Annotated in this window: 36 protein-coding genes and 1 pseudogene; 35 read left to right on the top strand and 2 right to left on the bottom strand. The window is 42.5% G+C overall.

What is annotated here, in order from left to right:
* Nucleotides 1-21: 21 nt before the first annotated feature.
* Both AC4MDD_RS09860 and AC4MDD_RS09855 read right to left on the bottom strand, forming a co-directional pair.
* The gene (locus AC4MDD_RS09860; protein ID WP_491881532.1) at nt 22-324 is read right to left on the bottom strand and encodes a hypothetical protein; all 303 of its coding nucleotides are present in this window, start codon (nt 322-324) and stop codon (nt 22-24) included.
* A 78-nt stretch (nt 325-402) separates the two neighbouring features.
* Nucleotides 403-1,173: a LexA family transcriptional regulator gene (locus AC4MDD_RS09855; protein ID WP_131230301.1), complete on the bottom strand. Its 771-nt coding sequence runs from the start codon at nt 1,171-1,173 to the stop codon at nt 403-405.
* Between the two features lie 129 nt (nt 1,174-1,302).
* Between AC4MDD_RS09855 and AC4MDD_RS09850 the strand changes: the two genes are divergently transcribed.
* The 35 genes and pseudogenes from AC4MDD_RS09850 (at nt 1,303) to AC4MDD_RS09680 (ending at nt 24,723) form a co-directional block, all read left to right on the top strand.
* Entirely contained in the window at nt 1,303-1,527 is a 225-nt protein-coding gene (locus AC4MDD_RS09850; protein ID WP_131230303.1) for an XRE family transcriptional regulator, read from the top strand.
* Between the two features lie 58 nt (nt 1,528-1,585).
* On the top strand, nt 1,586-2,086 hold the full coding sequence (locus tag AC4MDD_RS09845) for a phage regulatory CII family protein (RefSeq protein WP_491881531.1): 501 nt from the start codon (nt 1,586-1,588) through the stop codon (nt 2,084-2,086).
* Between the two features lie 48 nt (nt 2,087-2,134).
* Nucleotides 2,135-2,422: a hypothetical protein gene (locus tag AC4MDD_RS09840; RefSeq protein WP_491881530.1), complete on the top strand. Its 288-nt coding sequence runs from the start codon at nt 2,135-2,137 to the stop codon at nt 2,420-2,422.
* Nucleotides 2,419-2,727 carry a hypothetical protein gene (locus tag AC4MDD_RS09835; RefSeq protein ID WP_491881529.1) on the top strand — a complete coding sequence of 103 codons (309 nt, stop codon included), beginning with the start codon at nt 2,419-2,421 and terminating at the stop codon, nt 2,725-2,727. Before AC4MDD_RS09840 ends, AC4MDD_RS09835 begins: the two co-directional genes overlap by 4 nt.
* Nucleotides 2,724-3,081: pseudogene (locus tag AC4MDD_RS09830) on the top strand (hypothetical protein). Before AC4MDD_RS09835 ends, AC4MDD_RS09830 begins: the two are co-directional and overlap by 4 nt.
* Complete coding sequence (locus tag AC4MDD_RS09825) at nt 3,078-4,001, top strand: hypothetical protein (RefSeq protein WP_094148715.1); 924 nt, start codon at nt 3,078-3,080, stop codon at nt 3,999-4,001. The pseudogene AC4MDD_RS09830 and the gene AC4MDD_RS09825 overlap by 4 nt, the downstream one beginning before the upstream one ends.
* Nucleotides 3,998-4,744, top strand: a complete 747-nt coding sequence (locus AC4MDD_RS09820; protein WP_491881528.1) for an ATP-binding protein — start codon at nt 3,998-4,000, stop codon at nt 4,742-4,744. Before AC4MDD_RS09825 ends, AC4MDD_RS09820 begins: the two co-directional genes overlap by 4 nt.
* Nucleotides 4,741-4,998 (top strand): hypothetical protein, encoded by a 258-nt coding sequence (locus AC4MDD_RS09815; protein ID WP_491881527.1) that lies wholly within the window; start codon nt 4,741-4,743, stop codon nt 4,996-4,998. Before AC4MDD_RS09820 ends, AC4MDD_RS09815 begins: the two co-directional genes overlap by 4 nt.
* Entirely contained in the window at nt 4,995-5,177 is a 183-nt protein-coding gene (locus tag AC4MDD_RS09810; RefSeq protein WP_490738433.1) for a hypothetical protein, read from the top strand. The genes AC4MDD_RS09815 and AC4MDD_RS09810 overlap by 4 nt, the downstream gene beginning before the upstream one ends.
* Before the next feature lie 165 nt (nt 5,178-5,342).
* The gene (locus tag AC4MDD_RS09805; protein ID WP_491881526.1) at nt 5,343-5,747 is read left to right on the top strand and encodes a DUF559 domain-containing protein; all 405 of its coding nucleotides are present in this window, start codon (nt 5,343-5,345) and stop codon (nt 5,745-5,747) included.
* Nucleotides 5,744-6,232 carry a hypothetical protein gene (locus AC4MDD_RS09800; protein ID WP_348958675.1) on the top strand — a complete coding sequence of 163 codons (489 nt, stop codon included), beginning with the start codon at nt 5,744-5,746 and terminating at the stop codon, nt 6,230-6,232. Before AC4MDD_RS09805 ends, AC4MDD_RS09800 begins: the two co-directional genes overlap by 4 nt.
* A gap of 104 nt (nt 6,233-6,336) precedes the next feature.
* Nucleotides 6,337-6,861: a hypothetical protein gene (locus AC4MDD_RS09795; RefSeq protein ID WP_348958676.1), complete on the top strand. Its 525-nt coding sequence runs from the start codon at nt 6,337-6,339 to the stop codon at nt 6,859-6,861.
* A 995-nt stretch (nt 6,862-7,856) separates the two neighbouring features.
* Complete coding sequence (locus AC4MDD_RS09790) at nt 7,857-8,030, top strand: hypothetical protein (RefSeq protein ID WP_171255704.1); 174 nt, start codon at nt 7,857-7,859, stop codon at nt 8,028-8,030.
* Nucleotides 8,031-8,295: 265 nt separating this feature from the next.
* Entirely contained in the window at nt 8,296-8,733 is a 438-nt protein-coding gene (locus AC4MDD_RS09785) for a putative endonuclease domain-containing protein (protein WP_491881525.1), read from the top strand.
* Nucleotides 8,693-9,334, top strand: a complete 642-nt coding sequence (locus AC4MDD_RS09780) for a putative metallopeptidase (protein WP_491881524.1) — start codon at nt 8,693-8,695, stop codon at nt 9,332-9,334. The genes AC4MDD_RS09785 and AC4MDD_RS09780 overlap by 41 nt, the downstream gene beginning before the upstream one ends.
* Before the next feature lie 59 nt (nt 9,335-9,393).
* A complete protein-coding gene (locus AC4MDD_RS09775) occupies nt 9,394-9,843 on the top strand; it encodes a DUF2280 domain-containing protein (RefSeq protein ID WP_490738021.1) in 450 nt (149 codons plus the stop codon).
* Entirely contained in the window at nt 9,824-11,077 is a 1,254-nt protein-coding gene (locus tag AC4MDD_RS09770) for a PBSX family phage terminase large subunit (RefSeq protein WP_491881523.1), read from the top strand. Before AC4MDD_RS09775 ends, AC4MDD_RS09770 begins: the two co-directional genes overlap by 20 nt.
* 9 nt (nt 11,078-11,086) lie before the next feature.
* Entirely contained in the window at nt 11,087-12,490 is a 1,404-nt protein-coding gene (locus AC4MDD_RS09765) for a DUF1073 domain-containing protein (RefSeq protein WP_491881522.1), read from the top strand.
* On the top strand, nt 12,459-13,145 hold the full coding sequence (locus AC4MDD_RS09760; RefSeq protein ID WP_491881521.1) for a phage head morphogenesis protein: 687 nt from the start codon (nt 12,459-12,461) through the stop codon (nt 13,143-13,145). Before AC4MDD_RS09765 ends, AC4MDD_RS09760 begins: the two co-directional genes overlap by 32 nt.
* A gap of 35 nt (nt 13,146-13,180) precedes the next feature.
* Nucleotides 13,181-13,417, top strand: a complete 237-nt coding sequence (locus AC4MDD_RS09755) for a hypothetical protein (protein ID WP_178905251.1) — start codon at nt 13,181-13,183, stop codon at nt 13,415-13,417.
* 17 nt (nt 13,418-13,434) lie between these two features.
* Nucleotides 13,435-14,343 (top strand): hypothetical protein, encoded by a 909-nt coding sequence (locus tag AC4MDD_RS09750; RefSeq protein ID WP_491881520.1) that lies wholly within the window; start codon nt 13,435-13,437, stop codon nt 14,341-14,343.
* Complete coding sequence (locus tag AC4MDD_RS09745; RefSeq protein WP_491881519.1) at nt 14,340-14,669, top strand: hypothetical protein; 330 nt, start codon at nt 14,340-14,342, stop codon at nt 14,667-14,669. Before AC4MDD_RS09750 ends, AC4MDD_RS09745 begins: the two co-directional genes overlap by 4 nt.
* Nucleotides 14,670-14,731: 62 nt before the next feature.
* Nucleotides 14,732-16,066 carry a DUF2213 domain-containing protein gene (locus tag AC4MDD_RS09740; protein ID WP_491881518.1) on the top strand — a complete coding sequence of 445 codons (1,335 nt, stop codon included), beginning with the start codon at nt 14,732-14,734 and terminating at the stop codon, nt 16,064-16,066.
* Between the two features lie 3 nt (nt 16,067-16,069).
* Complete coding sequence (locus AC4MDD_RS09735; RefSeq protein ID WP_317455349.1) at nt 16,070-16,546, top strand: structural cement protein Gp24; 477 nt, start codon at nt 16,070-16,072, stop codon at nt 16,544-16,546.
* Nucleotides 16,547-16,609: 63 nt separating this feature from the next.
* A complete protein-coding gene (locus tag AC4MDD_RS09730) occupies nt 16,610-17,620 on the top strand; it encodes a DUF2184 domain-containing protein (RefSeq protein WP_348958689.1) in 1,011 nt (336 codons plus the stop codon).
* Between the two features lie 10 nt (nt 17,621-17,630).
* Nucleotides 17,631-18,026: an STY1053 family phage-associated protein gene (locus AC4MDD_RS09725; RefSeq protein WP_491881517.1), complete on the top strand. Its 396-nt coding sequence runs from the start codon at nt 17,631-17,633 to the stop codon at nt 18,024-18,026.
* 2 nt (nt 18,027-18,028) lie between these two features.
* Nucleotides 18,029-18,415: a DUF4054 domain-containing protein gene (locus AC4MDD_RS09720; RefSeq protein WP_348958691.1), complete on the top strand. Its 387-nt coding sequence runs from the start codon at nt 18,029-18,031 to the stop codon at nt 18,413-18,415.
* Nucleotides 18,416-18,438: 23 nt separating this feature from the next.
* On the top strand, nt 18,439-18,915 hold the full coding sequence (locus tag AC4MDD_RS09715; RefSeq protein ID WP_348958724.1) for a hypothetical protein: 477 nt from the start codon (nt 18,439-18,441) through the stop codon (nt 18,913-18,915).
* On the top strand, nt 18,902-19,270 hold the full coding sequence (locus AC4MDD_RS09710; RefSeq protein ID WP_178905265.1) for a hypothetical protein: 369 nt from the start codon (nt 18,902-18,904) through the stop codon (nt 19,268-19,270). Before AC4MDD_RS09715 ends, AC4MDD_RS09710 begins: the two co-directional genes overlap by 14 nt.
* Before the next feature lie 2 nt (nt 19,271-19,272).
* Entirely contained in the window at nt 19,273-19,812 is a 540-nt protein-coding gene (locus AC4MDD_RS09705) for a phage neck terminator protein (RefSeq protein ID WP_178905267.1), read from the top strand.
* Between the two features lie 8 nt (nt 19,813-19,820).
* Entirely contained in the window at nt 19,821-20,936 is a 1,116-nt protein-coding gene (locus tag AC4MDD_RS09700; RefSeq protein ID WP_491881516.1) for a DUF3383 family protein, read from the top strand.
* Between the two features lie 9 nt (nt 20,937-20,945).
* The gene (locus AC4MDD_RS09695; protein WP_131230253.1) at nt 20,946-21,389 is read left to right on the top strand and encodes a phage structural protein; all 444 of its coding nucleotides are present in this window, start codon (nt 20,946-20,948) and stop codon (nt 21,387-21,389) included.
* An 11-nt stretch (nt 21,390-21,400) separates the two neighbouring features.
* Entirely contained in the window at nt 21,401-21,862 is a 462-nt protein-coding gene (locus AC4MDD_RS09690) for a phage tail assembly chaperone (protein WP_490738458.1), read from the top strand.
* Nucleotides 21,863-21,918: 56 nt separating this feature from the next.
* The gene (locus tag AC4MDD_RS09685; RefSeq protein ID WP_410169562.1) at nt 21,919-22,056 is read left to right on the top strand and encodes a DUF6889 family protein; all 138 of its coding nucleotides are present in this window, start codon (nt 21,919-21,921) and stop codon (nt 22,054-22,056) included.
* A 432-nt stretch (nt 22,057-22,488) separates the two neighbouring features.
* Nucleotides 22,489-24,723: a phage tail tape measure protein gene (locus AC4MDD_RS09680; protein ID WP_491881515.1), complete on the top strand. Its 2,235-nt coding sequence runs from the start codon at nt 22,489-22,491 to the stop codon at nt 24,721-24,723.
* The last annotated feature ends 1 nt before the right edge of the window (nt 24,724 follow it).

Raw genomic sequence — 24,724 nt, 5'->3', positions numbered from 1 at the left:
ACCTCAAGCCATGCTTAGGGTTTATTTATCAGAATACTTTTCTAAAAAGTCATCCACCCAACCTTGTGCTGTATCAAGATTGGTTATATCTGCTAGTTTTAGATTAGTGCTTTCTGCTTCGTTAAAGCCCTCAATAATCGCTTCAAATATGTTTACTTCACCAATGACCTCGTGTGCAATTTCCGCAGGGTCATAGCTTTGTTTAGCTTTTTTAAGCGAGGCTATTTGTTTATCAATTCCTGCGCCAATTTTTTCTAATGCCAATTTGAATTCTTGACGATTAATTGTTAGCGCAGTTTTAGATTTATTAAGTGTAGCGATCATTTTGTTTTCCTTTTTTAAGAATTCTTATCATAGGATATCTTGGTTGATATCGTGTTAGACCTTTACTTGTTACAGCATCTATGGCTTTACGAGCGCTAATTCCAAACGGCCAACAAAATTGATTTCATTAAGTTGCTCATTCGTAATAAATTCATCTGGGTAGCGAACTTTATCTGGGTTATCACTTGCAAGCCTTACGGTTTTGCCACCTGCGTAACTAACAAAAATTCGCTTCATTCTTAATTCGTTGCTATGTGTAAAAACATATACATTGCCATTTTTCAGCATATCTGGATCTTTATCAGATATGTCTACAAAGAGTGGGCTATCAGGAGCCACAGTTGGCCACATACTGTACTCAGATGAGTAGATAATTCTTAAATTTTCAGGTTTTGTTTGAATACCCATGATTTTTAGTATGTAAGGATCTATATCAAGATATTCACTCACATCTTCTAAAAAATTCTCAATACCTGCACCACAGGATGCTTTGATATCCTTGTAGACAGGGATTCTCACATTGGTGGCTTTTGCGTCACCACTTCTAAATTCAATTGGGGCAATTTTAATACCGCTCGATTGAGCATGACTTGATTCCGAGTCATTGGAGTCAAGTGAAAAAGCATTTGCCTGATCTAGATACCCCTTTGGTTTTCCAAAAGCCTCCTCGATCTTTATCGCAGTTTCATCCCCAATATTCTTTGTTGGATTTTTACCAATATATTGACTGATTAAGTTATAGGAAATACCGGTCTTTTCAGCAAAATCCGCACGACTCAATCCAGATTCCTTTAATAAATTTCTAGCATTCATTAAGCGAATCTCATGAATTTGCATTAAGCCTGTCATACGAACCCCACATTTAAAATTACTTGTTAAATTTACCCGATGGGTAGAAAAAATAAATACCCTGATAGGTTGAATTAAATTTACCTTATAGGTATATTTGTATTTAATTTACCTATTGGGTGTATTTAAATGCCAAACTTATATGAATTCTGGAAAGCTTTAAGCGAGCCTGAAAAAAATAAATTTTGCGAGCGCGTAGGAGTTTCTTATGGATACATGGAGTCGCATCTAATCCATGGGCGCAAAAAGCCTCGCATGGAGACCATTCAAGCAATTGTGGATGCAAGCAACGATAAGCTTTCACATAAAAAATTATTTGAATTTTTCTTAAAGAAGAATCCCTCCGCCGCATAACCAATTATCACTTTGTCAAACCTTCAAAGAAACGTGAAACAAATAAAGGATTTCACAAATGCAAGAAATAACACTAAGCCGTGAAGCCCAAACGGCAATTTTTAAAATGATTAACCAGACGCAGGGGATTTCACCTAAGGAAATTGCTCAGGTCACTGGTGACTCACATAACACGATTTGCAACTACGGGAACGTAGGGATGCCAAACCATTTACCGAGCTTAAAGAAGCTTGAAACCATCATGTCGTATACGCAGAACCCTGAAATTTTAAAGGTGTGGGCGCATCAGATGGGATACGCATTAGTACCAGTGAATTGCGACTCAAGCAAACATCATGAGCTTTCGATCTTTGAAGCAATGATGCAGCACAACATTAAGAGTGGGAAAGCAAACCGTGTTGTGTATGAGGCTTATGAAGATGGGGTGATTACACCAGCGGAATACGAAGAGATCCACCAGATTACCCAGGGCTTGATCGAGTTGATTACCGCCGTGGATCAGGCAGCACTTAAGCAAATGCAGAAGTACACAGCAAATGCTCAAAAAGAAAAAGCCTGATCGCAGAAATCAGGCTTTTTAATTCATCAATTATCGGAACCAATGAATATGAGAAGAAATTTAGCACAACAAGCAATTCAAGACAATGCAAATAACGATTTCTTACAAGGGGATACGGTGGTACTAATCGCTCCAGTGACTCTTGTGAATCGTACTTTTGATACAGGCGATTTACTTTCCGTTGAGTACATAACCCCGTTGGGTGGTATTGGCGTTACAACGAATGGTGTGATCGTTGTTGTAGATCCAACAGAGGTTCGTCATGCAACAACATTGGAGCTGAAATTAAAACGCCGCCTATCTCTTGCAGAACAAGCCTTAGCGGAGGTTCCATGATTACTAACAAAGCTCTTCAAAAGAAGCCTGAGCATAAGCAGATGATGCAGCTTCAATCATGGTACGAGCCAGCACTCCGCACATTAGAGGGATTGCTGGAGATCCGTAGGGCAAATCTTCGCAAGATCAAAGGTGATGTAAAGAATGCTGCCGTAACGCGTGATGAATTTATGGAAATGCTGATGAATGAACATCGTGTTTCAGCTTGGTATGCAGGTGAAATCATTTCAAGCCTGCATCGAGCAGGACAGATTTTTATGTTTGGGCGATTTATTAAAAATATCGAAAAAGGGGGTGCTCAGTGAGATATTCAGCTAAACGTGGGCAGAAAGATGTTCAAGCTCCAGCACCTATCGAGGTGATGATCCCTTTGCTTGATCCAGTAAAGATATACACACCTAAAGAACTTGCCGCAATGCCTTTATCAGTCATGAACCAAGCTATTGAGGCTCAGGAAGCTTATTTCATTCTTGAGCATACAACCCAAATGGGGGGGGCAAGCCATAGCGATACGTCGCCAAATGCAAGAAGGTACCCAACTTATCCAGGTGAAAGAAAAGTCACGCACCAGGTACAAGATCAACAATCAATTTGTCGAACCTCGAATTATTCGTCAGTTGGAAAAACGTGGCTTAGTCAAATTGGAGTGTGCTAAATGAGTTTATTCAGCACTGGCCATGATGTCGTGGATCAGGTTGGTAGTGTTCACCTTGAGGGTAACATCTTACCAACCAGTTGGTTTAGTACCTTCGTTTTAGAGAGTGGAAAACCCGATTTAAACGCTATCGTTGTGCTTTCAGAAATCGTTTATTGGCATCGACCTACAGTGGTGCGTGATGAATATTCTGGCCAAGTTGTGCGCGTTAAAAAGAAGTTTAAATCTGATCTTTTGCAGCGTTCTTACCAGAGTTTTTCTGATCAATATGGCTTCTCAAAACAGCAAGTCAAAGAGGCATTTGATCGTCTCGAGAAATGTGGGGTGCTAAAACGTCACTTCCGAACAATTGAAGCTAACAATCAGAAATACAACAATGTTTTGTTTATTGAGCTCATTACACCTGTGCTTTTTGAAATGACCACCCTCCCACTTTCAAAAGGGGGAGGCTCCCCATTTGAAAAGGCAGACCCTCCCCATTTCAAAAAGGGGACAAATACAGAGACTACTACAGAGATTACTACAGATATAAACACACAACAGGAATTGCCTGAAAATTCAGCTCAGGATGATTCATGGAAACCTGATCAAAATTTCATAAGCACAATTTTGCTTCAAACAAAATTCAGCCATCGCGTAAATGAAATTTTAACCATGCCTGATTTCCAGTTTCACTTGGGTAGTTTCAATGCGCACTGGGAAAACAAAATCCATCTCACCGAAAACCAAAAAACGAGAAAGTTCGCAGCTTGGTTGGTGCAGGAATTTGAGAAGCAAGTAACCAAGACAGAGCGTGAAGGAAGAAAACCAACACGCAAAAAATCTTCTGAAAAACCAAATAACCGCAACGTGAATGATCCTTGGGGTGAAGTTCAGAACTATGAACCAGCAACAGGTGATGTGGATACAAGGGGGCTCCTATGAACGCAATCGCACCGCTTAGTTTTGATATTCAGAAATCAACAGAATTTTGCCAGTTGCACCAGGCACAAATGGTTTCTTTCCGTGGTAAATCGTTCTGCAAGCAATGCTCAACGGAAGCGCTTAACAAAGCTCAAGCAGAACACCACAACGCCGTGAATGCCATGGTACGTGAAAAGCACTTCCAAGGCGCAAAACTTCCAACCCGTCATGCGAACAGTGGGTTCAAAGAATACTTGGTAGCGAATAGCGGTCAGCAAAATGCAAAAACTCAATGCGTCACATTTGTGAAAGATTTCACGAAGGGGATCAAGCGCAACTTAATCATGATTGGTCGCACCGGTACTGGGAAAACACACTTAGCTTGCGCCGTAGCTCGAAACATTCTCGAGACCCAAAAATATGCCCGCTATGTGACCTCTGAAGACATGGCCAATGAAATAGCGAATGCATGGACCAAGGCTGATGATAGTGAAGTAAACGCTGTTCATCGCTTCACTAAATACGATCTATTGATTCTTGATGAATATGGATTGCATGACCGCCATGAAAACCGTCTCCAGCTGGTGCACAAAGTTCTTTACTCACGTTATGACGCTGGCAAGCCAACCATGTTGATTTCAAACATGACAGCACATGAATTGGAACAAGACCTTGGTGATCGTCTCTGGTCTCGTTTTCAGCATGATGGGTTGGATGTGGTTGAGTGCAATTGGGCAGATGAGCGTGTTGGGGGCGAAGTGTGAAGCAGCAGAAATTCAGTACAAAACAAGCCGTGAAACAAGGCGAACGCATGGTGCTGGTTTTAAAGAAAATCATTCAGAAGTCTGGGCGAACCAGTTTGAAAGAAGTTACCGAATGGATGGAAATATCACCACGTAATGCCAATGTATTTGTAAATCAGCTTTTAGCGGAAGGGTATTTGGAGACAAACAGCAAAAGCCCTATGAGTCTTAAGGCTACCGAAAAAGCAAAACAGTTATTTGGGGTGAATGAATGAATAAAGGTGACCGCGTAAAAGTAGATTTTATTGGTGAATCAGCAACGATTTATTCAGGCAAACGCTTCACTGGGTACGGTGTATTAGATCGTGTTGAAGATGGCCGTGTATTTGGGCGCTTGGATGATGGAACGCCGTTTATGTGTTTGTGTACTGATGTGGAGGTGGTTGAGGGATGAGTGAATTATTTAAGTATCTCCTAATTTGGATTGGCATATTTCACGTGTTCTATGCTGTTTTGGGATTTCTCGATGTTCTTCATTACCGACTCTACATTGGCGTTGAGGATAAGGTGATTGTAGCCAAGACGGAGTGGGAAGAGCTTAAAGCTCTGCGAGGTGCCAGTGACCAGCATCTCCCTCGCTGAATATCGAAGAATCTACAAGCCAAAATGCAAGGCTAAACGTCCTGCATCGGTTAAGAAAGAGCGAGTAGTGAGTGAGGGTGAAGCGATTTTATCGCAGCATCTGAGAACTCTAAAGATTGAGTTTGAGCAGGAGTTTAAGTTTCACCCCTCACGTAAATGGAGAGCTGATTTTCATTTAACGGGCAAAAAGATATTGGTCGAAGTGGAAGGTGGAATCTGGAGTAATGGCAGACATACAAGGGGTAAGGGGTATTTAGGGGACTTAGAGAAATATAACGCAGCAACAATGATGGGTTATCAGGTAATACGGCTTAGCACTGAGCAAGTGAAAAGCGGCAAAGCGATTGAGCAAATAGAGAAGATGGTAGGGGATTTGGGATGACGGCAGCAGTAACGATTATGCAAGCGACTGATTGGTCGAAATACAGTTTTGAAGAATGGTGTCGTCAGCTTGGAGCTTGGATAAATGGCGACAATGAAACAATGGTAATGGTTGTTAAAACCATGCCAACAAAAAGAATAACGCAGCAGCAACGTGAGCGGCTGCTTGCAATGTACATGTCAGACGAGACTCTTAGAGATCGTCTATGCGTACGCCGAAAAGGAACATGCTGCCAATTAGACTGCAACGAAGCACGTGCAATTCAAAGACTCTTTCTTGATATTCAGCTTGTAGAAGATGAAGTCCTTCAGGAGTGGATCTCATCAATCTGGTCTCATCACGTGATAGGCAATTCATTGCGTGATATTGCTGGGAGTAATGACACATCCGTGAACCAAATTCGCCAAGATCTGAAATGCGGCCTTGCTTATATCAAAAGCAGACACCCGCATTTTGTATTTGAAACTTTTGAAAAAACCACTTGAGTGTGCGCACGGGGTATGGCATATTTCTGTTATAGTGGACGAAGTTATAGAAATTCACTAAATAAACCTCGCATTAGCGGGGTTTTGTCATTTTTGGGGTGTGTATGGCTGATGAAGATCAATTTGATAAAGAAGTCTATAAGGCATTATATGAGTTTCAATTAAAAGGACTTGAAAGTGTAAAGGCGTTGCATGCAAAACATGAGGATAAAGCTGCCAAATATTTAACATTTACATCAATAATAATTGCAGCTGTAAGTATATTTTCAAAACAGTATTTGTTTGATGTGGCAAATAAATCTTTCATCTTTTACATTATTGTCCTATTGATGGTTTTAGTTTTCTTATCATTGTCTAGTATTGCTAGAAATTTATTCCATGTTCTAGAGGTTAGTAAGGTTGGAAAGTTGGAAAATAATAAGAATATGGTCCACTACTTTACACAAAATGAACTAACGACAATCTACTATTATCTTTCAATAGATATGGCTGAGATCATTCAGACATATGAAGACAGGAACGCCATAAAAGTTGAATATTTGAATAAGTCATTTGGGGAAATAAAATTCTGTGGATTAATGTTTGTGTTAACGGTACTATTAATAATTGTCGATATTTTAATCATTTGAGTAACATGGAAAAGATTAGATCTAATAAACCAGTACCGCCTGAAGTTGATAGACCACCAATAGTTGTTGAAGAGAGAAGCGATAAAAGTAAACTGGAGCGTAGATAATATGAACATACGCGCATCTAAGCCAGTACCACCACCAGCCCCAACACCACCAATTAAAATTGTGGGGGATTCTATGCCAAAAGGCCTAGGCGGCAATAAATCGAAGTAATGACTTAATTTTTTCTGAGGCCTCACGCATGTGAGGCTTTTTTGTTGCCGAAATTTGGCAACCATATCCTGTGAGTGTGCCGACTTACAGAACATGCCTTGTGTAAACGCCTAGATGTTTTAGGCAATTTTAGCTAGGGCTTGGCAACCCGACCTTAAAGAGAATGAAAGCAAGTGAAGTTGACCGTGCATGTAAGGTTAATGTGATTGTGAGTAGCGGTAGATCAGTTGCCGAGCTGATTAATATCGAACTATAGGCAGGGGTGTGGCAGATCACCACATCCTTATTTAGTTACATAGTGAACAATAATTCATCAAAATGAGATTGGATAGATACAATTTCGGGTGATATTTTTAATTAAATATTCTACATGGATGGAATTAAAGATGAAGCTACTAACTTTATTAGGTATTGGTGTTATGGCAAGTTGCTGCTATAGATCAAAGCGCATTGCTAGCGAACACGCTTCACACTCAAACTTCGATAAAATTGTTCAAAAAGCTGCTCTGCATGGCTTCTAAACAATTTAGTTAGTGTTGGGTTTTGTAATAAATATATGATTGTAGGAGAACGAAATGCTTCAATTGTTAATTTGTTTATTTGGCCTTCATGGTGCAACTGAGATTGACGGTGAAGTCAAAGAATGCCGTGATTGTTTGAAAGAAATATAAGGCCTTTCGCTACGTTTCCTTAGTCATTTGCCGAACGGATTACGGCACATAAAACCCCGCTCAATATGCATTATTGGCGGGGTTTTTCTTTTCTTATTTGGGGTTCTTATGACAGATAAAGTACAAGCGAAAAAAGACTTAGAATTTTGCAGTGCTGAGCTGTCTAAGTATCAGAACCTAAGCCGTTCTGGTTTGACTCGGGATGAGATGCTGGCAATAGATGGCATTATGATTAAGTTGAAAGAGCGGGTTAAGAATCTAAGAACAAGCCTGTACGATTAATTAACAAATAAACCACTATTGTATAATTTCTTACATATCTATCCCTATAAATTGTGAGAAATGTATTCTTTTAGTGTTGATAATTTTTTTAATTGTGAGAGTATAAAAAAAGAACAATAAAGGGAGAAAAGTATGGCTTCACAAGATGTGCTTATAATCTCGGTTTCGGCCTTTGTCCTTGCATTAACGATTTATGAGTTTGGGCAGATGTCGATGTTGTTTTAAACTAAACCACCTTCGGGTGGTTTTTTAATGGGCGCAATATATGAATGCAGACGACTACTTCTGGAAAACCAAAAAGCGCCCACCTAAAACCAAACCACGCTCTAAACCTTTACCAAAGGCAAAAGAAAAATACTTAGAAGCTGAGGAAGCGCTATTCCAAGAATTAGAAGAACATTTAATTGGCTATGAGCGTAGATTTCAATTTGAATCCACTAAAAACTGGCGATTTGATTTTTATATTGTGAAGTTGCGACTTCTCATTGAAATAGCGGGTAGTCCTTGGGCTGTCGGGCGTGGTGGACGAAAGATAGCGAATGCATTTAATAAATATGATTTGGCTGAAGATATGGGTTACAAGATTCAACGTTTTGAGCCACATGCAATTGAGTCGGGTGGTGTGATTCGGTGGATCAAGTCGCAGTTAGAGAGATTAGAAGATGGAACAGATCAGACCATTCCCACCGACGGATCTTATTGATCATGCTGAGGAGGAAGAAGCTATTCGCCTTGCGCCCGCCGTGGAATTAAAAGAATGGGTGATTAAAAACTTTCTAACCATTGGGGGTCAGCTCCACAATCCAGATCATGACCATATCTCAGAGCTACTGCACGATGATGAAACCTTTTTAGCCTTTGCTTGGGCATCATCTGCATGCCAGTCAAAAAAGCGCATGGTACTGGGTCAATGTGAAAAAGTGATGTTTAACCAAGGTGGTTGGAAGAAAGCCCGGCAAGAACAGCAGATGCGGGACTGGTTTGGTTGTGTACCTGTTTATCTCATCACTATAGATGCATCATTCTGTGAGCAAGCTTCAGATCATGACTTCTGTGCACTGATAGAACATGAGCTTTATCACATTGGCGTAGAGCGTGATCAAGATGATGAGATTATCTATAGCGACAATACTGGCTTACCAAAGCATTACTTAGCAGGCCATGACGTTGAAGAATTCTATGGCGTGGTCAAACGCTGGGGTGCAAGCGACAGTGTTAAGCGCTTAGTCGAAATCACAAAGAATGCGCCATTTGTATCTGATTTTAATGTATCTGCGTGTTGTGGGAATTGTGTGATTGGTTAGAGCTGAAAGGCTCATTTTTTTGACCGTCTTCTTGGACGTACTTGGACGGATTGAGATTTATGGCCAGACTTAGAAAAGAGGTGCAAACGTATATAGTGCGTTCACTTGCGCAGTTTAATACCCCCCAAGAAACAGTAGTTCTTGTCAAAGAAGAATTTGGAATTGATGTTACTCGACAGCAGTGTGAAGCATATGACCCAACTAAGCGGACTGGAAAAGATCTAAGTGCCAGCTTGAAAAAAGAATTTGAGGAAACTCGAGAAGAGTACTTGGACAAACCTAAAAACATTCCTATTGCTAACCAAACCGTTCGCTTAGAGGCATACCAGCGACTAATCAATAAAGCCAAGAGCCCTGTGATGGCTTTAAAAATTCTCAAGCAGGCTGCAGAAGAAATGGGTGGCAAGTACACCAATAAGCAAGAGGTTGATCACACTACGAATGGCAAGTCGATAAATATGCCAACAACAATTGAATTGGTGGCTCCTGATGTCAAAGGTACAGATTGAATTACCGCCAAAATTAATACCATTATTCAGTACGCCTAATATTCGTTACAGATCATCATGGGGTGGTCGTGGTTCAGCTAAAACGAGATCGTTCGCGTTAATGACGGCGATCAAGGGTTATATGTATGCTGAAGCGAAGATCAGTGGATTGATTCTTGGTGCACGTGAGTACATGAACTCACTTTCAGATTCCTCAATGGAGGAAATCAAGCAGGCGATTCGCTCTGTGCCTTTTTTAAATCAATATTATGAGATGGGTGAAAATTTCATCCGCACCAAGAACCGCCGTGTGAGTTATGGTTTTGCTGGTCTTAGACATAATCTGGACAGTATCAAATCCAAAGCACGTATTTTGCTGTGCTGGGTGGATGAGGCTGAAACAGTCAGTGAGATGGCATGGCGAAAATTGCTTCCTACAGTCCGTGAGGATGGTTCAGAAGTTTGGATTACTTGGAACCCTGAGCGTAGAGATAGCGCTACCAGTCAGCGTTTTAGACATGAAGAAATCTTTGATGATCTAACAGGTGAATTGATTGGTGTTGGTGTAGAGATGAACTACAGCGATAATCCATGGTTCCCTGAAGTCTTGGAGATTGAACGCCGTCAGGATCAAAAGAATCTGGATGATGCGACTTATCGCTGGATCTGGGAAGGTGATTATCTTGAGCTTTCAGAGGCACAAATCTTTAGAAATAAATACAAGGTTGAAGCCTTTGATGATGAGTTATGGAAAACAGCAGACCGCTTATTCTTTGGTGCTGACTTTGGTTTTGCTAACGATCCGAACGCATTAATAAGATCATTCATTCTTGAGAACACACTCTACATTGAGTATGAGGCATTTGGTGTCGGTGTTGATCTGGATGAAATGGCTCAGTTCTATGATTCAGTGCCAGGTGCAAGGGACTGGCCAATCAAAGGTGACTGCTCTCGACCGGAAACAATTAGCTATCTACGGCGTCAGGGTTTCAATATTGAAGCTGCCGAAAAGTGGCCTGGATCTGTTGAAGATGGCATTGCACATATTAAAGGTTTTGAGACTGTTGTGATTCATACGCGGTGTAAGAAAACCCTGGAAGAGTTTAGAAGCTACTCCTACAAAAAAGACAGGCTTACTGATGAAGTTCTACCAATCATTGTTGATAAGTGGAACCACGGCATAGATGCACTGAGATATTCATTAGATGGCTACATTATGGCTCGCGGTGGAACTGGAGTTTGGTCGCGCCTTTAAGAGAAAATTATGGGAATATTTAAATTTACAGCCGATAGTTTTCAGAACTTTGCGGCTCGTGTTGGCTTAGGTGCTGGCAGCCAAAACGATCAGTCCAGTTATGGCTTTAACCTCACTAGTCGTAACCGTCTAAAGCTTGAAGCAATGTACCGTTCAAGTTGGGTTGTTGGCCAAGTGGTTGATGTAGTCGCCGAGGATATGACCCGAGAGGGAGTAACCTTACAAGGCTTCGATGATCCGCAGCATGGTGAAGTAATTAATGATGCTTTAGATGCGTTGCAGATCTGGGACAAGCTCAGCGATACCATTAAGTGGGGGCGTCTCTACGGTGGTGCACTCGCTGTAATGCTGATTGATGGCCAGAACGTTTCAACGCCGTTGAATATTAAAACTATTGGCAAGGACCAGTTTAAAGGCTTGATGGTTTTAGACCGCTGGATGGTTCAGCCTACACTTGAAGATCTGGTCACTGAATATGGCCCAGACTATGGCAAGCCTAAATACTATGACGTATTCCAGGATGCAGCCGGCCTGTGTGGTCAGCGCATCCATTACTCGCGCGTCATCCGTATCGATGGCGTAAACCTTCCTTACTGGCAGGCGATGACTGAAAACCTTTGGGGGCAGTCAGTGATTGAGCGTCTAGAGGATCGTTTAACTGTTTTTGATAGTGCCACCATGGGTGCGGGCCAGCTGGTCTATAAAGCACATTTGCGGACATATAAAGTGAAAGGCCTGCGCGACATTATCGCCACTGGTGGGCGTGCTTTTGAGGGCTTGGTTAAACAGATCAATCATATTCGGGAATGGCAGTCCAATGAAGGTTTGACCTTGATGGATGCAGAAGATGACTTTGCAACACACTCTTACACCTTCTCTGGCCTTGATACACTTTTGCTTCAGTTTGGTCAGCAGATCTCTGGTGCCACTCAGATTCCATTGGTGCGTTTATTTGGACAGTCGCCGGCAGGTTTAAATTCAACTGGTGAGTCTGACTTATCCAATTACTACGACAACATCAATCAGCAGCAAGAACGCCGTCTGCGTACGCCGTTGCATAGGCTCTTGGAGATAATGTCACTGTCGGTACTTGGTAAACCTTTACCTGATTCATTTAAGTTTGATTTCACCAGCCTGTGGCAGATGAGTGAAGAGCAGAAATCAAATGTGGCAGAGAAGACAACCAATGCCATTTTGAAGGCTGAAGAACAAGGTGTGATTAGTCGTCATACGGCACTTAAGGAATTACGTCAGGCCAGTAGCTCTACTGGTATCTTCTCAACGATTACGGATGACGATATCGAAGACGCTGATAATGACCCACCTCCACCAGACAGTGAGAATGATGATGAATCACTTCGATCCGAAACGGATGCGGCGGATGGAGATCGAGTACAGCCGTCAGCTGCGTAAGATTTCAGGCTATATCGATACAATTGTGAAAGGGTTTGATGTTCATGACCCGAGTACACATCCAATGATTGTCAGTTCACTGAATAAGTATGCAGACACGTTGCATCATTGGGCCAATAATACTGCTGGACGGATCATGACTGACATCGCCTTGCGTGATGAAAAGACATGGTTGATCTACGCTAAAGACCTGTCCTACGGCGTACGTGAGCAGATCAGGAATAGTGATGTTGGCGCCGTTTACCAGCAATTGTTATCTGACCAGGTGAGATTGATTAAGTCTCTGCCATTAGATGCAGCTCAACGTGTGCATGACCTATCGACCAGAATGCTGATTGAAGGTGGGCGGTCGAAAGAGCTTGCAGGATTGATTATGGCAGGCGGTCAAGTTTCCATGAGTCGTGCCAATACTATCGCAAGAACAGAGATTAGTCGGGCTGCATCGGTATTTGTTCAATCACGTGCTGAGAATCTTGGATCTGAAGGTTATACCTGGCGAACATCTGGTGATATTGATGTCAGACCAAGTCATAAAGAAATGAATGGCAAGTTTGTGTATTGGAATAAGCCGCCGACATTAGACAGGATGACTGGACATGCTGGATGTTTGCCTAATTGTCGTTGCTACCCAGACCCTGTAATACCACTCGATTGAGTGGTTTTTTAATACCTGAAATTAGTGAGATAAACATGGCGATGAATAAATTTGTGCTGAATGGCACGCCACAAAAAATTACAGATGGCTCGAAAGGTGGAGCGGCTCAAGGGATGGGTAATCGTGACTTTTACTTTGCCCAAGGTACCAGCATGCCTTCAAAGGATGTTCATTTGCTTGATAATAAAGTTAGCTTTCCTGAAGGGGTAACCCTGTGGGCATGGGCTAGTGATTTAAGTCCTGTGACCGTTGTGGTTTTAACTTCTGACTAACGAAAGGTGGTGAAATAGTGCTCTCTCTATCTGATATTGTTAATGTAAAAGTTGGAATTGGAAGGGGTGTGTTTGAGGCGCCTGGAGCCACTGTGATTAGTGGTCAGCAAAGTTTCAGCCAACTTATAAAGAAGCTCTTTGCGAATGGTGAACAGGGCTTCTTCTACGACCCTAACGATCTAAGTACGATGTTTCAGGATGCTGCGGGGACTGTACCAGTTACGGCTGCGGGGCAGGCTGTGGGGCTATGGTTGGATAAGAGTAAGGGGTTGGTTCTGGGTAGTGAGTTGTTTGATGATGCTAAGGTTACTTCTCTTGGTGGCTCAACAAAGATTTCAGCAAATACATACAATGTATTCACTGCTGATTCAACAGCATCTTATGTGGGTATTCCGACTGTAGGGGCTAATAAGAGATGGGCGATTGTAGACTTTGAGGTGGTACGTCAAGGTAGTGGAGGTATACGAATTGATCATAGTGTTGGAATTTCATACATAGTACCTAAAAGCGTAGGTAGGTACAGAGTAATCTTGCTGTGCAATCGCACAGATAATACAATTTATTTCCATAGGGACGTACATCCAACTGATGTGGATATAAAATTTCATTCGATTAAGGCTATTTCTGGAAACCATGCCTATCAATCCACTTCAGCTTCTCGCCCTATTTTACAAGACTCCCCGCGTCGAATTGATTTTGATGCAGTAGATGACAAACTCATCACCAACCTACCAACACAATTAACAGGCTGTACAGTGGTTCGCTCTGTGCCAAATGTCGGAACTCAAATACTGACAGGCCAAACAATCCCTGCAACCTACGAGGATAATACAGACCATTGTGGGTTGTTGGTGATTAACAGGGTTTTAACTCCTAGTGAAACCTCAGCTATTGCGGCTGAATTTAACAAGAGGGCTGGTGTATGAAATTTAACTTATCAGTCATCAACATCATCCCCGACGCCCACAAAGATGCAATAAATCAGATTGCAGAGCTTTATGGATGCGGGTCTAACAATCTCTCTGTAAAACTACAAGGTGAAGACGGTATTTATTGGGGTTGTCATTCGTGGTGGAAGCCTGAAGATTATGCCGTATTCAGTGATGATGAATTGCGACAGCGGGTAGTCCCTGCTGAATTACAACCATCACTTGAGCATTTGTATGAACGATTGATGTTAGATGGTGATAGTCAAGAGAACTGGCAGGCTGCATTAGCTTTAAATAGGCTTTCTGAAGTTCGGGAAGAGTAAATTAGGAAAACAAATAGACCACCATTTTAGGTGGTTTTTTATTGCCTGAATTTAGGTGAACTATGTTTAAGAAGAAACCGAAAAAGCCAGCGCCGTCTGCTACGAAAGACCGCTCCAATATCTATACGACAGGTCAGATCGGACGGACACGGGAAACCACACCAGAAGGTTATCTGCTTTGTCGCGATGTTCCATTGGCACGTATTGGCACTCTAATGTATGGCGACGGCGAAGTACCAGTCACAGCAGATAACACTGGCCTGATTCTGATTCAGCGTGGTGAGGATGTTCTATTTGATCCAAAAACTATTGCGAGTGCTGAAGGTAAACCAATTACAGATGATCACCCGGAAGATTGGGTGGGTCCTAAAAATTGGAAAGAGCTCTCTAAAGGATCTGGACACAATATTCGCCGTGGCGAGGGTATTGATTCAGATCTTTTAATTGGAGATCTACTGGTTACAGATAAGGATACGATTGACGCCGTCCTTGAAGGAAAAGTAGAGATATCGCTTGGGTATGACGCTGATTATATCGAAGTCAGTCCGGGTAAAGGGTTACAGAGCAATATTGTAGTGAACCATATTGCATTAGTAGATAAAGGGCGTTGCGGTTCCCGCTGCTCGATAGGAGATAGTTTTATGTCTGATAAGACAAAAAAGAAAAAGATTAGCTTTGCTGATCGCATTCGTAACCTGGTGAAAACCAAGGATGCTGAAGAAGCCGAAAAACTGGCTAAAGCAGTTGAAGATGAAGAATTGGAAATTGAAACCAAGGATTCAGATGATGATGAAGATCTGGATGGCAAAACGTCCGATGCTGCTGTAAATCGTCAGATCCTTAAAATGCTCAAAACTATGGACTCTCGTCTTGGTGCTTTGGAAAAGAAAAAAACCAAAGACTCGGATGATCCTGAAAAGTCAACCGAAGATGATGATAATCCGGATGATGATCCAGAAAAAACCAAGGATGACATCTTAAAGGCAGAACCTGCAGGTAAAGCTGATGAAGGCGTAACCCATACCGGTGATTCACTTAAAGAAGTGATGGTGCGTGCTGAGATCCTGTCACCAGGAATCAAGCTGCCGCCGACAATTGATAGTGCGAACAACGGTAAAGCGGTTGTACTTGCTAAACGTCAGGCATTAAAAGCTGCAATGCAAACCACTGATGGCCAGAAAGCCGTAGCGCCGTTTATTGGTGCAAATGCCAATATTGATACTCTACCAATTCAAACACTGGATGCAGCATTCATTGGGGCATCAGAGTTAATTAAACAGCAAAATAATTTGAAAGGCGTACGCTCAGGTATCACTACACGTGACTTTGGCCGTGCTGCTCCAACGATTGATCAGATCAATCAGTGTAACCGCGATTTTTGGAACAAAGGAAAATAAAACATGGCTGCTTATACATATCGTATGCCTTCTGGCATTCCGGGTGATGTGTCTCGTAAATCACACTCAACTATCGAATCACACAATATGCCGACGCCAGTGGCTGCCTTTGGTGTATTTGCCAAAATGGATGCCACAGGCAACTTGGCTGCACTAGGCTCTTCTGACACAGCTGACACGGTTTATGGTCTGATTGTGCGCTCATATCCAACAACTTCCACCACGAATGATCTAGGGCAAGCAGTACCGTCTAAAGGTATTACAGATGTTCTGGTGCGCGGTTACATGACGGTGAAATGTAATGCTGGTACAGCGAAGAAAGGTGGTGCTGTTTATGTGCGCATTGGTGCTACTGCAACTGGCAAGCCAATTGGCGGCATTGAAGCAGCAGCAGATGGTGCAAATACCATTGCTGTGAAAGCACGCTTCATGCATGACGCCGATGCATCTGGCAACGTAGAAATCGCATACAACATCTAAAAATTTAAAAGGCATGAAGGACGGCGCTATAGGCGTCTTTTTTTATGCCTGGGGAAAATAAACATGAAGAAATTACTTCTCGGTAGTGCAGTTACAGCAGGTATGGCGGCGATTCGCGCCCAAACTCGCGACAACTTCCAAACCTTTGATGCGCGCACAATTGATAGCTCTGGTGCTTTCCTGGTTGGTGAGCTTGAACGCTTAGATCCACGACTGAATGAGCCATTAGCAAGTTATACCTGGTCACGTGATATTGACCTGCGCTCTGACGTTTCAATCGCTGATGAAACATCATCTTTCACCAACTCTACTTTTGCTGCTGCAGGTGGTGCTTCACCAAATGGCAAATCGTGGGTAGGCAAGAATGCTGATGCTATCCAAGGTATCGCTCTAGATATCGGCAAGACAGCATTGCCATTGACTCTATGGGCAATGCAGGTCGGGTTCACAATTCCTGAACTGGAATCTGCGAAACAGGTAGGGCGTCCGATCGATGCTCAGAAGTTCGCAGGTCTGCAAATGAAATACCAGATGGATGTAGATGAACAAGTCTATATCGGTGACGGCATGATCGGTGTAGAAGGCCTGTTGAACTCAAGCAAGGTGGGTGCAACCAACGTGACCAAAACTTGGGCAACATCCACACCGCAGGAAATTCTGAGCGATGTAAACCTGATTCTTAATAATGCATGGGTAGCTTCAGGCTTTGCTGTATGTCCTGACAAGTTGTTATTGCCGCCTCAGCAGTTTGGTTTATTAACCACTCGCATTGTGTCAGAAGCAGGCAATATCTCGATCCTTGAATTCCTGAAGATCAACTGTCTGGCAATGTCAGTAAATGGTAAGCCACTAGACATCCAGCCTTCTAAATGGTGTGTTGGCCGTGGTGCTGCAGGTAAAGACCGCATGATGACTTATACACAAGCTGAATCACGTGTTCGTATGCCTCTTGTACCGCTACAACGTACGCCGTTGGAATATCGTGACTTGCGTCAATTGACGACTTATTTCGGTCGTATCGGTGCGGTGGAATGGGTATATCCAGAAACTGCCTACTATGCAGATGGCCTATAGGGAGAACTAAATGAGCAAGGTTCAAATTTTACTGTCCAAACCCTTAGTAGTGAATATGGGCAAGGATAAAGATGGCCAGCAAATCAACTTGAACCTACCTCAAGGTCTACAGGAAGTAGATCAAGGGGTAGCAGAGCATTGGTTTGTGAAGCATCACTCGCAAGAGATCACCCAGGACGTAGTGGTAAATCACGAGCTTCAGGAAGCTTATGACAAGCTAAAAGAAGAATTTGATGCTCTTCAAACGCAATCTGATGCAGCGACCAAGAAAATCGCTGAGCTGGAAAAGCAGGCTAAGGCTGATGCAAAAGAAATCGCTGAGCTAAAGCAGAAAATTGCTGATGCCTCCTCTGCTGACAACAGCAAAGATGCAGATCCAAAAGCTGAAGACAAAAAGGCTAAGTAATCATGCTAGATGAATCATCCTTTCGTGAATCAATGCCAATGTTTGCAGATACTGATCTGTACCCGACGGTGCAATTCAACTTCTATTTAAATATGGGAAAAAAGTTACTGCCTGAATCACGCTGGGATGATCTGCTGGATGAAGGCTTAGCTTTCTTCGTAGCGCATTACCTGACGTTGTATTTGCGCAGTATGGACGCCGTAGCGATTGGTGGAGATGCTGGTCAAGTGACTGGTAATGAAACCTCTAAGTCAGTCGACGGCGTTTCCTATTCGGTCGATGTTTCCAGTGTTTCATTGACTGATGCTGGACATTGGAATCAAACCACATTTGGCATTCAGTTTTTGCAGATGGCCCGGATGGTCGGTGCAGGAGGGATTCAACTTTGACAGTAAAAGTAACTGGTGAAGGCATGCTGAGCATACTTGAGGCCGTTGCGGAACTGTCTAGGGTTGAGGTGCTTGTGGGAGTGCCACACGGGGAAGCCCGAACTGATGAAGATGGTATGACCAATGCTCAAATTGGTTATCTATTGGAAACTGGTTCACCTGCAATGAACCTTGAACCGCGTCCGCATTTGATGCCGGGTATTGAAGCTGTACAAGATGTTATCGGGCAGCAACTTACCAAGGCTGTGAATAGTGCGTTGGATGGTAACAAACAGCGCATGTATTTCTTCTTAAACACGGCTGGCATGAAAGCAACAATGAGTGTGAAGAACCTGATTAATGCAGGTGACTTTGCGCCGCTGAAACCAGCCACGCTTAAAGCAAGAAAAGCCAGAGGCAGGAAGTCTGAAAAGCCATTGGTGGATACAGGCCAATACCGTAATTCACACACCTACGTGATTATGAATAAGGGCAAGGAGGTCAACAGTGGCAACTCTTGATGTAAGTCGTGTGCTCCTTGATCCGAAGCTGGCATCACGTGGGATTATTTGCCACCGGACTGAAGTGGTGATGGGAGACAATGGTCGAGGTCAGAAGACTGAAACCACTCATACATTCAGTGGTGTAGTGACGACTAATGATGGCAACAAGATGGATCGCCGTACTGATGGCACCTTGATTAAGGGTGCTATTAATATTCATACCCGGTTTGCATTGTCTTCTGGTGATGCAGACCATCAAGCCGATGAAATTACATGGAAAGGTCGTCGTTATATTGTGTCTCAGGTTTTAGACAATACACATTATGGCCGTGGCTTTGTGAAGGCAATTTGTGAATTGAAACTATCAGGATAAATATGGCGGACTCTACAGTAGACGGTTATATACCGTCGAGTGGAGCTGTCCAGAATGACCAGGAACTTGAGGATATTTTCCAAGGCTTGATTGTTGGAGTCACATCATTACCGGGTGCCATGGTTAGACCGCGTTGGCAGAATGACCCACCACCATTACCAGGCATTGATAAAAACTGGTGTGCATTCGGGGTGAAACATACCCGTAGTGATGATGGTCCGTACTTCCAGCAAAACGAAGATGACATGGACAGTATCCGGCATGAAAGCATTGAAGTTTTTCTCTCATTTTATGGTCCACAAGGGCAGCACTTTGCCAATTTATTTAAAGATGGCTTAGGGATTCCACAAAATATTGCCCAGATCCGGGCATACAAAATCAAATTTACAGGATGCGGTGAAATTCTTACGGCACCTGACTTTCTCAATAATCAATACGTGCACCGCTATGACATGACCGCGACATTCAATCGACAGGTCAAGCGTAGCTTTGCCTCAAAACCTTTTGAAAGTTTTCAAAAAATTAATTTTAAACGCAACTAGGAGTCATCATGACATTACCTGTTTCTAGTGTCGTCAATGTCAGCATTAGTCTTGCTGCATTGGCTGCGGGACCACGTTCATTTGGTTCATTACTTATTCTTGGCACTACAAGTGGTGTCATTGATAAGATCGAGCGCATGCGCGAATACTCTGGTATTGATGGAGTAGCTGAAGACTACGGCGTTGATGATCCAGAATACAAAGCAGCGCTTGCATACTTTGGTCAGTCACCTAAGCCTCGTACACTGTATATCGGTTATTGGGATAAGACGGGGTCGGAATCAGTGCAGGCTGCGGTTGCTGAATGCCTCCAATCTCTCAAGTGGTATGGCCTAACTATTGCAGCCGACCTGACTAATGTAGAAGCTGACGCCGTAGCAGCATTGATTGAAGCATCTGACCCTGTGCGTATGTTTGGCTATACCACTCAGGAAGAAGAAAGCTTGAGTGCAACCAGTACGACTGATACTGCGTATAAGCTCAAGAATAAAAACTACCGTCGCACCTTTGCGATTTTCTCTTCTGATAATCCTTATGCAGCAGCTTCTGTGTTTGGTCGTGCATTTAGTGTCAACTTTATGGGCACTAATACCACAATCACGCTGAAGTTTAAGCAGCTGCCAGGCATTGCAGCTGAAGACCTGAAAATCAGTGAAGCCAATGCATTAAAGGCGAAGAACTGTAATGTTTTTGCAAGCTACAACAATGGCACATCCATTCTGCAGGAAGGGGTGATGTGTGATGGCTCATTCTTTGATGAAGTCCATAGCCTTGACTGGCTTCAGAATCATCTGGAAACAGCGTTATGGAATTTGTACTACACATCAAACACTAAAATTCCCCAAACACCTGCAGGTGTAAATCGCCAATGTGGTGTACTCGAGCGTGCATGTGAACAGGCCGTGACAAATGGGCTATTGGGTGAAGGGCAATGGAACGGTGATAGCTTTGGCGCACTAGAAACGGGTGATTATCTGCCAAAAGCATTCTACGTTTATGCCAATAGTCTTGATGATCAAGCTCAATCAGAGCGGGAAGCACGTAAAGCGCCCGTATTTCAGATCGCCACAAAGCTTGCAGGTGCCACTCACTTTGCAGATGTGATCGTTTCAGTTAATCGCTAAGGAGTTTTTATGACAGCTTATTCTTTTATGGATACCCAGTGCTCTTTAACAAGCGATGATGGGGTAATTGATTTGGGTTATGGCGCAGCAATTGCTGAGGAAGGCATTACCTTTGCCATGGCTGGTGATAAAAATACCATGACCATTGGTGCAGATGGTGAGGGTATGCATTCCCTTCATGCGGATAACTCTGGCACCATCACTATCCGTTTTTTAAAGACTTCACCAACCAATGCCAAGTTGATGAATATCTACAATGCTCAAAAATCATCAACACGGAAGTGGGGCAAAAACACTATCACACTCAACCATACAGGTTCTGGTGATAACCACACCGCGTCTAAATGTGCATTTAAAAAAGTTCCTGATTATACAAATGCAAAAGTTGGCTCAACCGTGGAATGGGTATTCGACTCAATCAAAGTTGATATGAAACTTGGCAAATATGAGTAATTGAAATGCAGATAACAATTAGCGGTAAAAACTACACGATCGGGCGCTTAAATGCGCTCGATCAACTTCACGTATCCCGAAAGATTGCTCCAATCATCCCAAGCCTAATTCCAATCATTAGCGAAGTTGCAAAGGGTGGACTCTCCAAAGTGATTGAGTCTATGGAGTCAGGTGATGATGTCGAGTTGGAGAATATCGATCTAAAAGAGCTTGATGGTCTTTCCAGTGCATTGTCACCGCTTATGGATGTCATTGCTGGGATGTCTGAAGGCGATACCAATCTTGTGATCCATAAGTGCTTATCTGTGGTTATTCGTGATGGTGCTGTACTGTGCCGTGGTGAATCAATCATGTTTGATGATTTAGACATAATGCAGATTCTTCCATTGGTTGTTGCCGTCATTCGTAAGAACTTGGGAAATTTTATTCAAGATCTTCTTATGAAGGCATCGAGCATGAAGAAGGTCGAATAAATTTTAAGTGTTTGCCAAATCATGAAGACTGGCTTTTACGGCCAGTCATTAAGGGTATGTGCAAATACGAGTCCCTAATCGATGGAACTCTCGATCTAGCTGATATTGCTTTGATGAATGATGCTCTTGATGTAGTTGCAGACAATGAGTTCTTAATCGAAGAAGCGCGGGAGCGAGAAAGCAAAGGGGTGTGATCTTGTATTAAGTGCTTTTTACAATTTCAAATGAATTAAAGACTACTGCAATAGTGAATAATGAAATCAATGAACCGAATAGCCGAGAATTAATCTCGGCTTTTTTATGTCTGGAGTTTTAGGAAGCATTTCCAATAATTTTAATGGATTGGATGCGTTTCAATAAGCCCAGAAAAGCAAAAACCCCGATGTTCGAGCATCGAGGTCTTTTGTGTTCACAACCTTGACCAGAAGGAAGCAAACCGTAAATGAATTTTAACCTAAATATACAGGTTGATAAAGTGATGAATAAATTGTCTGAAAGTAAAACTCTAAGAACTTGGACGTATGTGATCGGTCTAGTTTTTATCTTCGGCATATTAATCTGGCAGGCGGCTCCTATTATTACTGCCGTAGCAAAACTAATTGAAGTTATAAAATAAAGGTATTCCCATGGCACAAGCAGGTGTGATTCGTGACTTCATGGTCGCATTAGGTTTTAAGACTGACAATTCAGGCTTAAAGCAAATGCAAGATGCCATGGGCGGTGTGGAGCTTAAAGCAGCAGCATTAAAAGGTGCTTTACTGGCCTTAGCAACTGGCGCCGTCGTAGCAGTGCGTCAGACGGCAAGTGAACTAGATAAGCTTTACTTCTCATCACAGCGTATTGGTGCCAGTGTCACCAACATCAATGCATATGGCAATGCGATTGCTCAGCTTGGCGGTAGTGCTGAGGGTGCGGTAGGTTCTCTAGAATCTCTTGCCGAGAAAATGCGTAATTCACCAGGCTATGAAAGTCAGATTAATAGTCTTGGCGTTCAAACCAAAGATGCCAACGGTGCAATGCGCGACCGTGTTGAGGTGATGAAAGATCTAAGTGGTGTTTTATCTAAAATGCCCGCTCACCAAGCGAATGCCTATGCAAGTTCTTTAGGTATTGATCAAAATACTTTACTGGCCATGCGCGATGGTAAGTTTGTATCTAACATGGATAAATACCAAAAGATACAAAAAGAACTTGGTATGAATGATGACCTTGCCAAATCTGGCAATGAGTTCATGTCGGAGTATCGTGATCTAACCATGATGACTAAGACAGGTTTTCAGGTCATTGTGATGCAGGCGGGTAAAGCTTTAATTCCCATTTTAAAGTTGCTAAACACTTTAATTATGGCTGGTGTATCTGCATTCAGCCAGTTGAATCCGCAGATTAAAGAAGGTTTAGGAATCGCTCTTCGTTTTGGTATGGCAGCTCTTGTACTGGGTGCATTTATTAAAACATTTGGAATGATATTTAAGTTTATCCCAATGTTGAAAGGCTTTATTGGTCTGCTTAAGTTGTTCAGACTAGCTTTCCTTGCATCGCCGATCGGAATCATCCTTGCCTTGGCATCTGCTCTGTATTTGCTATATGACGACTACAAGACATGGAAGGAAGGTGGAAAGTCTTTAATTGACTGGTCCAAGTGGACGAACGGTATTGATAAGATTATTGCGAAGATCAAAGACTTTTTAGCCATGTTGGAAAAAGTTAAGGATAAGGTTATTAACTTTGTTCAAAAGATTGTCTCGGATCCGATTAGCGCCGTTAAAGATGTTGTCGATATCGCCAAAGACGAAGCAAAAAATGTTGCCCAAAAAGGTGCAGATGCTCTCAATGATAAAATTGCAGAGACTGAAACAGGCAGAAAGGCACTAGATGCAGTTGGATCAGGTGTAGCCAAAACCCTCGCATTTTTAGGCAATAAGGAAGCTCAAAAAGCTGTTGAGATTAATGAGGGTAAATCCGCCGTGACTGCTAAAGATATTGCTCTTGGTACTGCTAAAGCGGTACAAAATGCAGTTAAGGGGACGGTAGCCCAGTCAACCAGTAAATATGCTTTTAGTTTCGGCAAGGATGTGGATAAATATATTAAAGAAGCATCTATTAAGTACGGAATTGACGAGAAAATACTACGAGGATTTGTAAAGATGGAGGCTGGTTGGACTGGCAAGATGTCACCTACTGGTGCTATTGGTACAGGTCAGTTTATTCAAGGTACTTGGAATGGTTTAGCGAAATCCAAAGAAGGTAAGAACATTGGAATGACTAAGATTGATAAATCTAATTTTAGAAAATCTAATGACCCAAGATACAACAAACGTGTGAACACCTTGGCAACTGGTCTATTGGCAAAGCAAAACGCAGATATTTTAAAAAAATATGGAATTCCTCTAACAGGAGAAAATCTATATTTAGCTCATAATATTGGAGCAGTTACATTTGCAAAAGCTTTAAAAGGTAAGGGTGCTAATTCGGATGGGTTACGTGCAATGCGACAAAATGGGATGAAAAAGAGTGAAACTCCTAGGCAGTTTGTTAAACGACAAGCAGCTATATATCAAAAGCACTACAAAACAGCCAATCAATATGCCGACTCGGTTAAACCACCATCAACTCCTAAGAACTCTAAAGAGTTGGCTAAATTTGCACAAAATGCAGATGTACCAAATGGTAATCCACACAAATCACAAGTGAGCAACTCATCCAATATGACCGCTTCCAATGTGACTATTCACCAAAGCTTTAAAACGGATATGACGATCAATGGAGCAAGAGATCCAATTGAATCCGCTAACGCAGTAAAAAGGCATAATGAAAATTCATTAGCCTTTATGGCTAGGGGTGCACAGAGTGTATTGACATAGG

This window comes from Acinetobacter sp. CAU_H_29a_1 (assembly GCF_058599505.1).
This window is presented reverse-complemented; position numbering and strand designations above follow the sequence as displayed.

What these genes read in the sequence shown, in the direction of transcription:
- AC4MDD_RS09795 (WP_348958676.1), top strand. Translation starts at nt 6,337, where the DNA reads ATGGCTGATGAAGATCAATTTGATAAAGAAGTCTATAAGGCATTATAT.
- AC4MDD_RS09775 (WP_490738021.1), top strand. Translation starts at nt 9,394, where the DNA reads ATGGCCAGACTTAGAAAAGAGGTGCAAACGTATATAGTGCGTTCACTT.
- AC4MDD_RS09845 (WP_491881531.1), top strand. Translation starts at nt 1,586, where the DNA reads ATGCAAGAAATAACACTAAGCCGTGAAGCCCAAACGGCAATTTTTAAA.
- AC4MDD_RS09730 (WP_348958689.1), top strand. Translation starts at nt 16,610, where the DNA reads ATGAAGAAATTACTTCTCGGTAGTGCAGTTACAGCAGGTATGGCGGCG.
- AC4MDD_RS09745 (WP_491881519.1), top strand. Translation starts at nt 14,340, where the DNA reads ATGAAATTTAACTTATCAGTCATCAACATCATCCCCGACGCCCACAAA.
- AC4MDD_RS09800 (WP_348958675.1), top strand. Translation starts at nt 5,744, where the DNA reads ATGACGGCAGCAGTAACGATTATGCAAGCGACTGATTGGTCGAAATAC.
- AC4MDD_RS09725 (WP_491881517.1), top strand. Translation starts at nt 17,631, where the DNA reads ATGAGCAAGGTTCAAATTTTACTGTCCAAACCCTTAGTAGTGAATATG.
- AC4MDD_RS09760 (WP_491881521.1), top strand. Translation starts at nt 12,459, where the DNA reads ATGGAGATCGAGTACAGCCGTCAGCTGCGTAAGATTTCAGGCTATATC.
- AC4MDD_RS09840 (WP_491881530.1), top strand. Translation starts at nt 2,135, where the DNA reads ATGAGAAGAAATTTAGCACAACAAGCAATTCAAGACAATGCAAATAAC.
- AC4MDD_RS09685 (WP_410169562.1), top strand. Translation starts at nt 21,919, where the DNA reads ATGTGCAAATACGAGTCCCTAATCGATGGAACTCTCGATCTAGCTGAT.
- AC4MDD_RS09770 (WP_491881523.1), top strand. Translation starts at nt 9,824, where the DNA reads ATGTCAAAGGTACAGATTGAATTACCGCCAAAATTAATACCATTATTC.
- AC4MDD_RS09850 (WP_131230303.1), top strand. Translation starts at nt 1,303, where the DNA reads ATGCCAAACTTATATGAATTCTGGAAAGCTTTAAGCGAGCCTGAAAAA.
- AC4MDD_RS09780 (WP_491881524.1), top strand. Translation starts at nt 8,693, where the DNA reads ATGGAACAGATCAGACCATTCCCACCGACGGATCTTATTGATCATGCT.
- AC4MDD_RS09720 (WP_348958691.1), top strand. Translation starts at nt 18,029, where the DNA reads ATGCTAGATGAATCATCCTTTCGTGAATCAATGCCAATGTTTGCAGAT.
- AC4MDD_RS09695 (WP_131230253.1), top strand. Translation starts at nt 20,946, where the DNA reads ATGACAGCTTATTCTTTTATGGATACCCAGTGCTCTTTAACAAGCGAT.
- AC4MDD_RS09700 (WP_491881516.1), top strand. Translation starts at nt 19,821, where the DNA reads ATGACATTACCTGTTTCTAGTGTCGTCAATGTCAGCATTAGTCTTGCT.
- AC4MDD_RS09860 (WP_491881532.1), bottom strand. Translation starts at nt 324, where the DNA reads ATGATCGCTACACTTAATAAATCTAAAACTGCGCTAACAATTAATCGT.
- AC4MDD_RS09740 (WP_491881518.1), top strand. Translation starts at nt 14,732, where the DNA reads ATGTTTAAGAAGAAACCGAAAAAGCCAGCGCCGTCTGCTACGAAAGAC.
- AC4MDD_RS09785 (WP_491881525.1), top strand. Translation starts at nt 8,296, where the DNA reads ATGAATGCAGACGACTACTTCTGGAAAACCAAAAAGCGCCCACCTAAA.
- AC4MDD_RS09820 (WP_491881528.1), top strand. Translation starts at nt 3,998, where the DNA reads ATGAACGCAATCGCACCGCTTAGTTTTGATATTCAGAAATCAACAGAA.
- AC4MDD_RS09735 (WP_317455349.1), top strand. Translation starts at nt 16,070, where the DNA reads ATGGCTGCTTATACATATCGTATGCCTTCTGGCATTCCGGGTGATGTG.
- AC4MDD_RS09705 (WP_178905267.1), top strand. Translation starts at nt 19,273, where the DNA reads ATGGCGGACTCTACAGTAGACGGTTATATACCGTCGAGTGGAGCTGTC.
- AC4MDD_RS09680 (WP_491881515.1), top strand. Translation starts at nt 22,489, where the DNA reads ATGGCACAAGCAGGTGTGATTCGTGACTTCATGGTCGCATTAGGTTTT.
- AC4MDD_RS09835 (WP_491881529.1), top strand. Translation starts at nt 2,419, where the DNA reads ATGATTACTAACAAAGCTCTTCAAAAGAAGCCTGAGCATAAGCAGATG.
- AC4MDD_RS09810 (WP_490738433.1), top strand. Translation starts at nt 4,995, where the DNA reads ATGAATAAAGGTGACCGCGTAAAAGTAGATTTTATTGGTGAATCAGCA.
- AC4MDD_RS09715 (WP_348958724.1), top strand. Translation starts at nt 18,439, where the DNA reads ATGCTGAGCATACTTGAGGCCGTTGCGGAACTGTCTAGGGTTGAGGTG.
- AC4MDD_RS09825 (WP_094148715.1), top strand. Translation starts at nt 3,078, where the DNA reads ATGAGTTTATTCAGCACTGGCCATGATGTCGTGGATCAGGTTGGTAGT.
- AC4MDD_RS09765 (WP_491881522.1), top strand. Translation starts at nt 11,087, where the DNA reads ATGGGAATATTTAAATTTACAGCCGATAGTTTTCAGAACTTTGCGGCT.
- AC4MDD_RS09855 (WP_131230301.1), bottom strand. Translation starts at nt 1,173, where the DNA reads ATGACAGGCTTAATGCAAATTCATGAGATTCGCTTAATGAATGCTAGA.
- AC4MDD_RS09755 (WP_178905251.1), top strand. Translation starts at nt 13,181, where the DNA reads ATGGCGATGAATAAATTTGTGCTGAATGGCACGCCACAAAAAATTACA.
- AC4MDD_RS09790 (WP_171255704.1), top strand. Translation starts at nt 7,857, where the DNA reads ATGACAGATAAAGTACAAGCGAAAAAAGACTTAGAATTTTGCAGTGCT.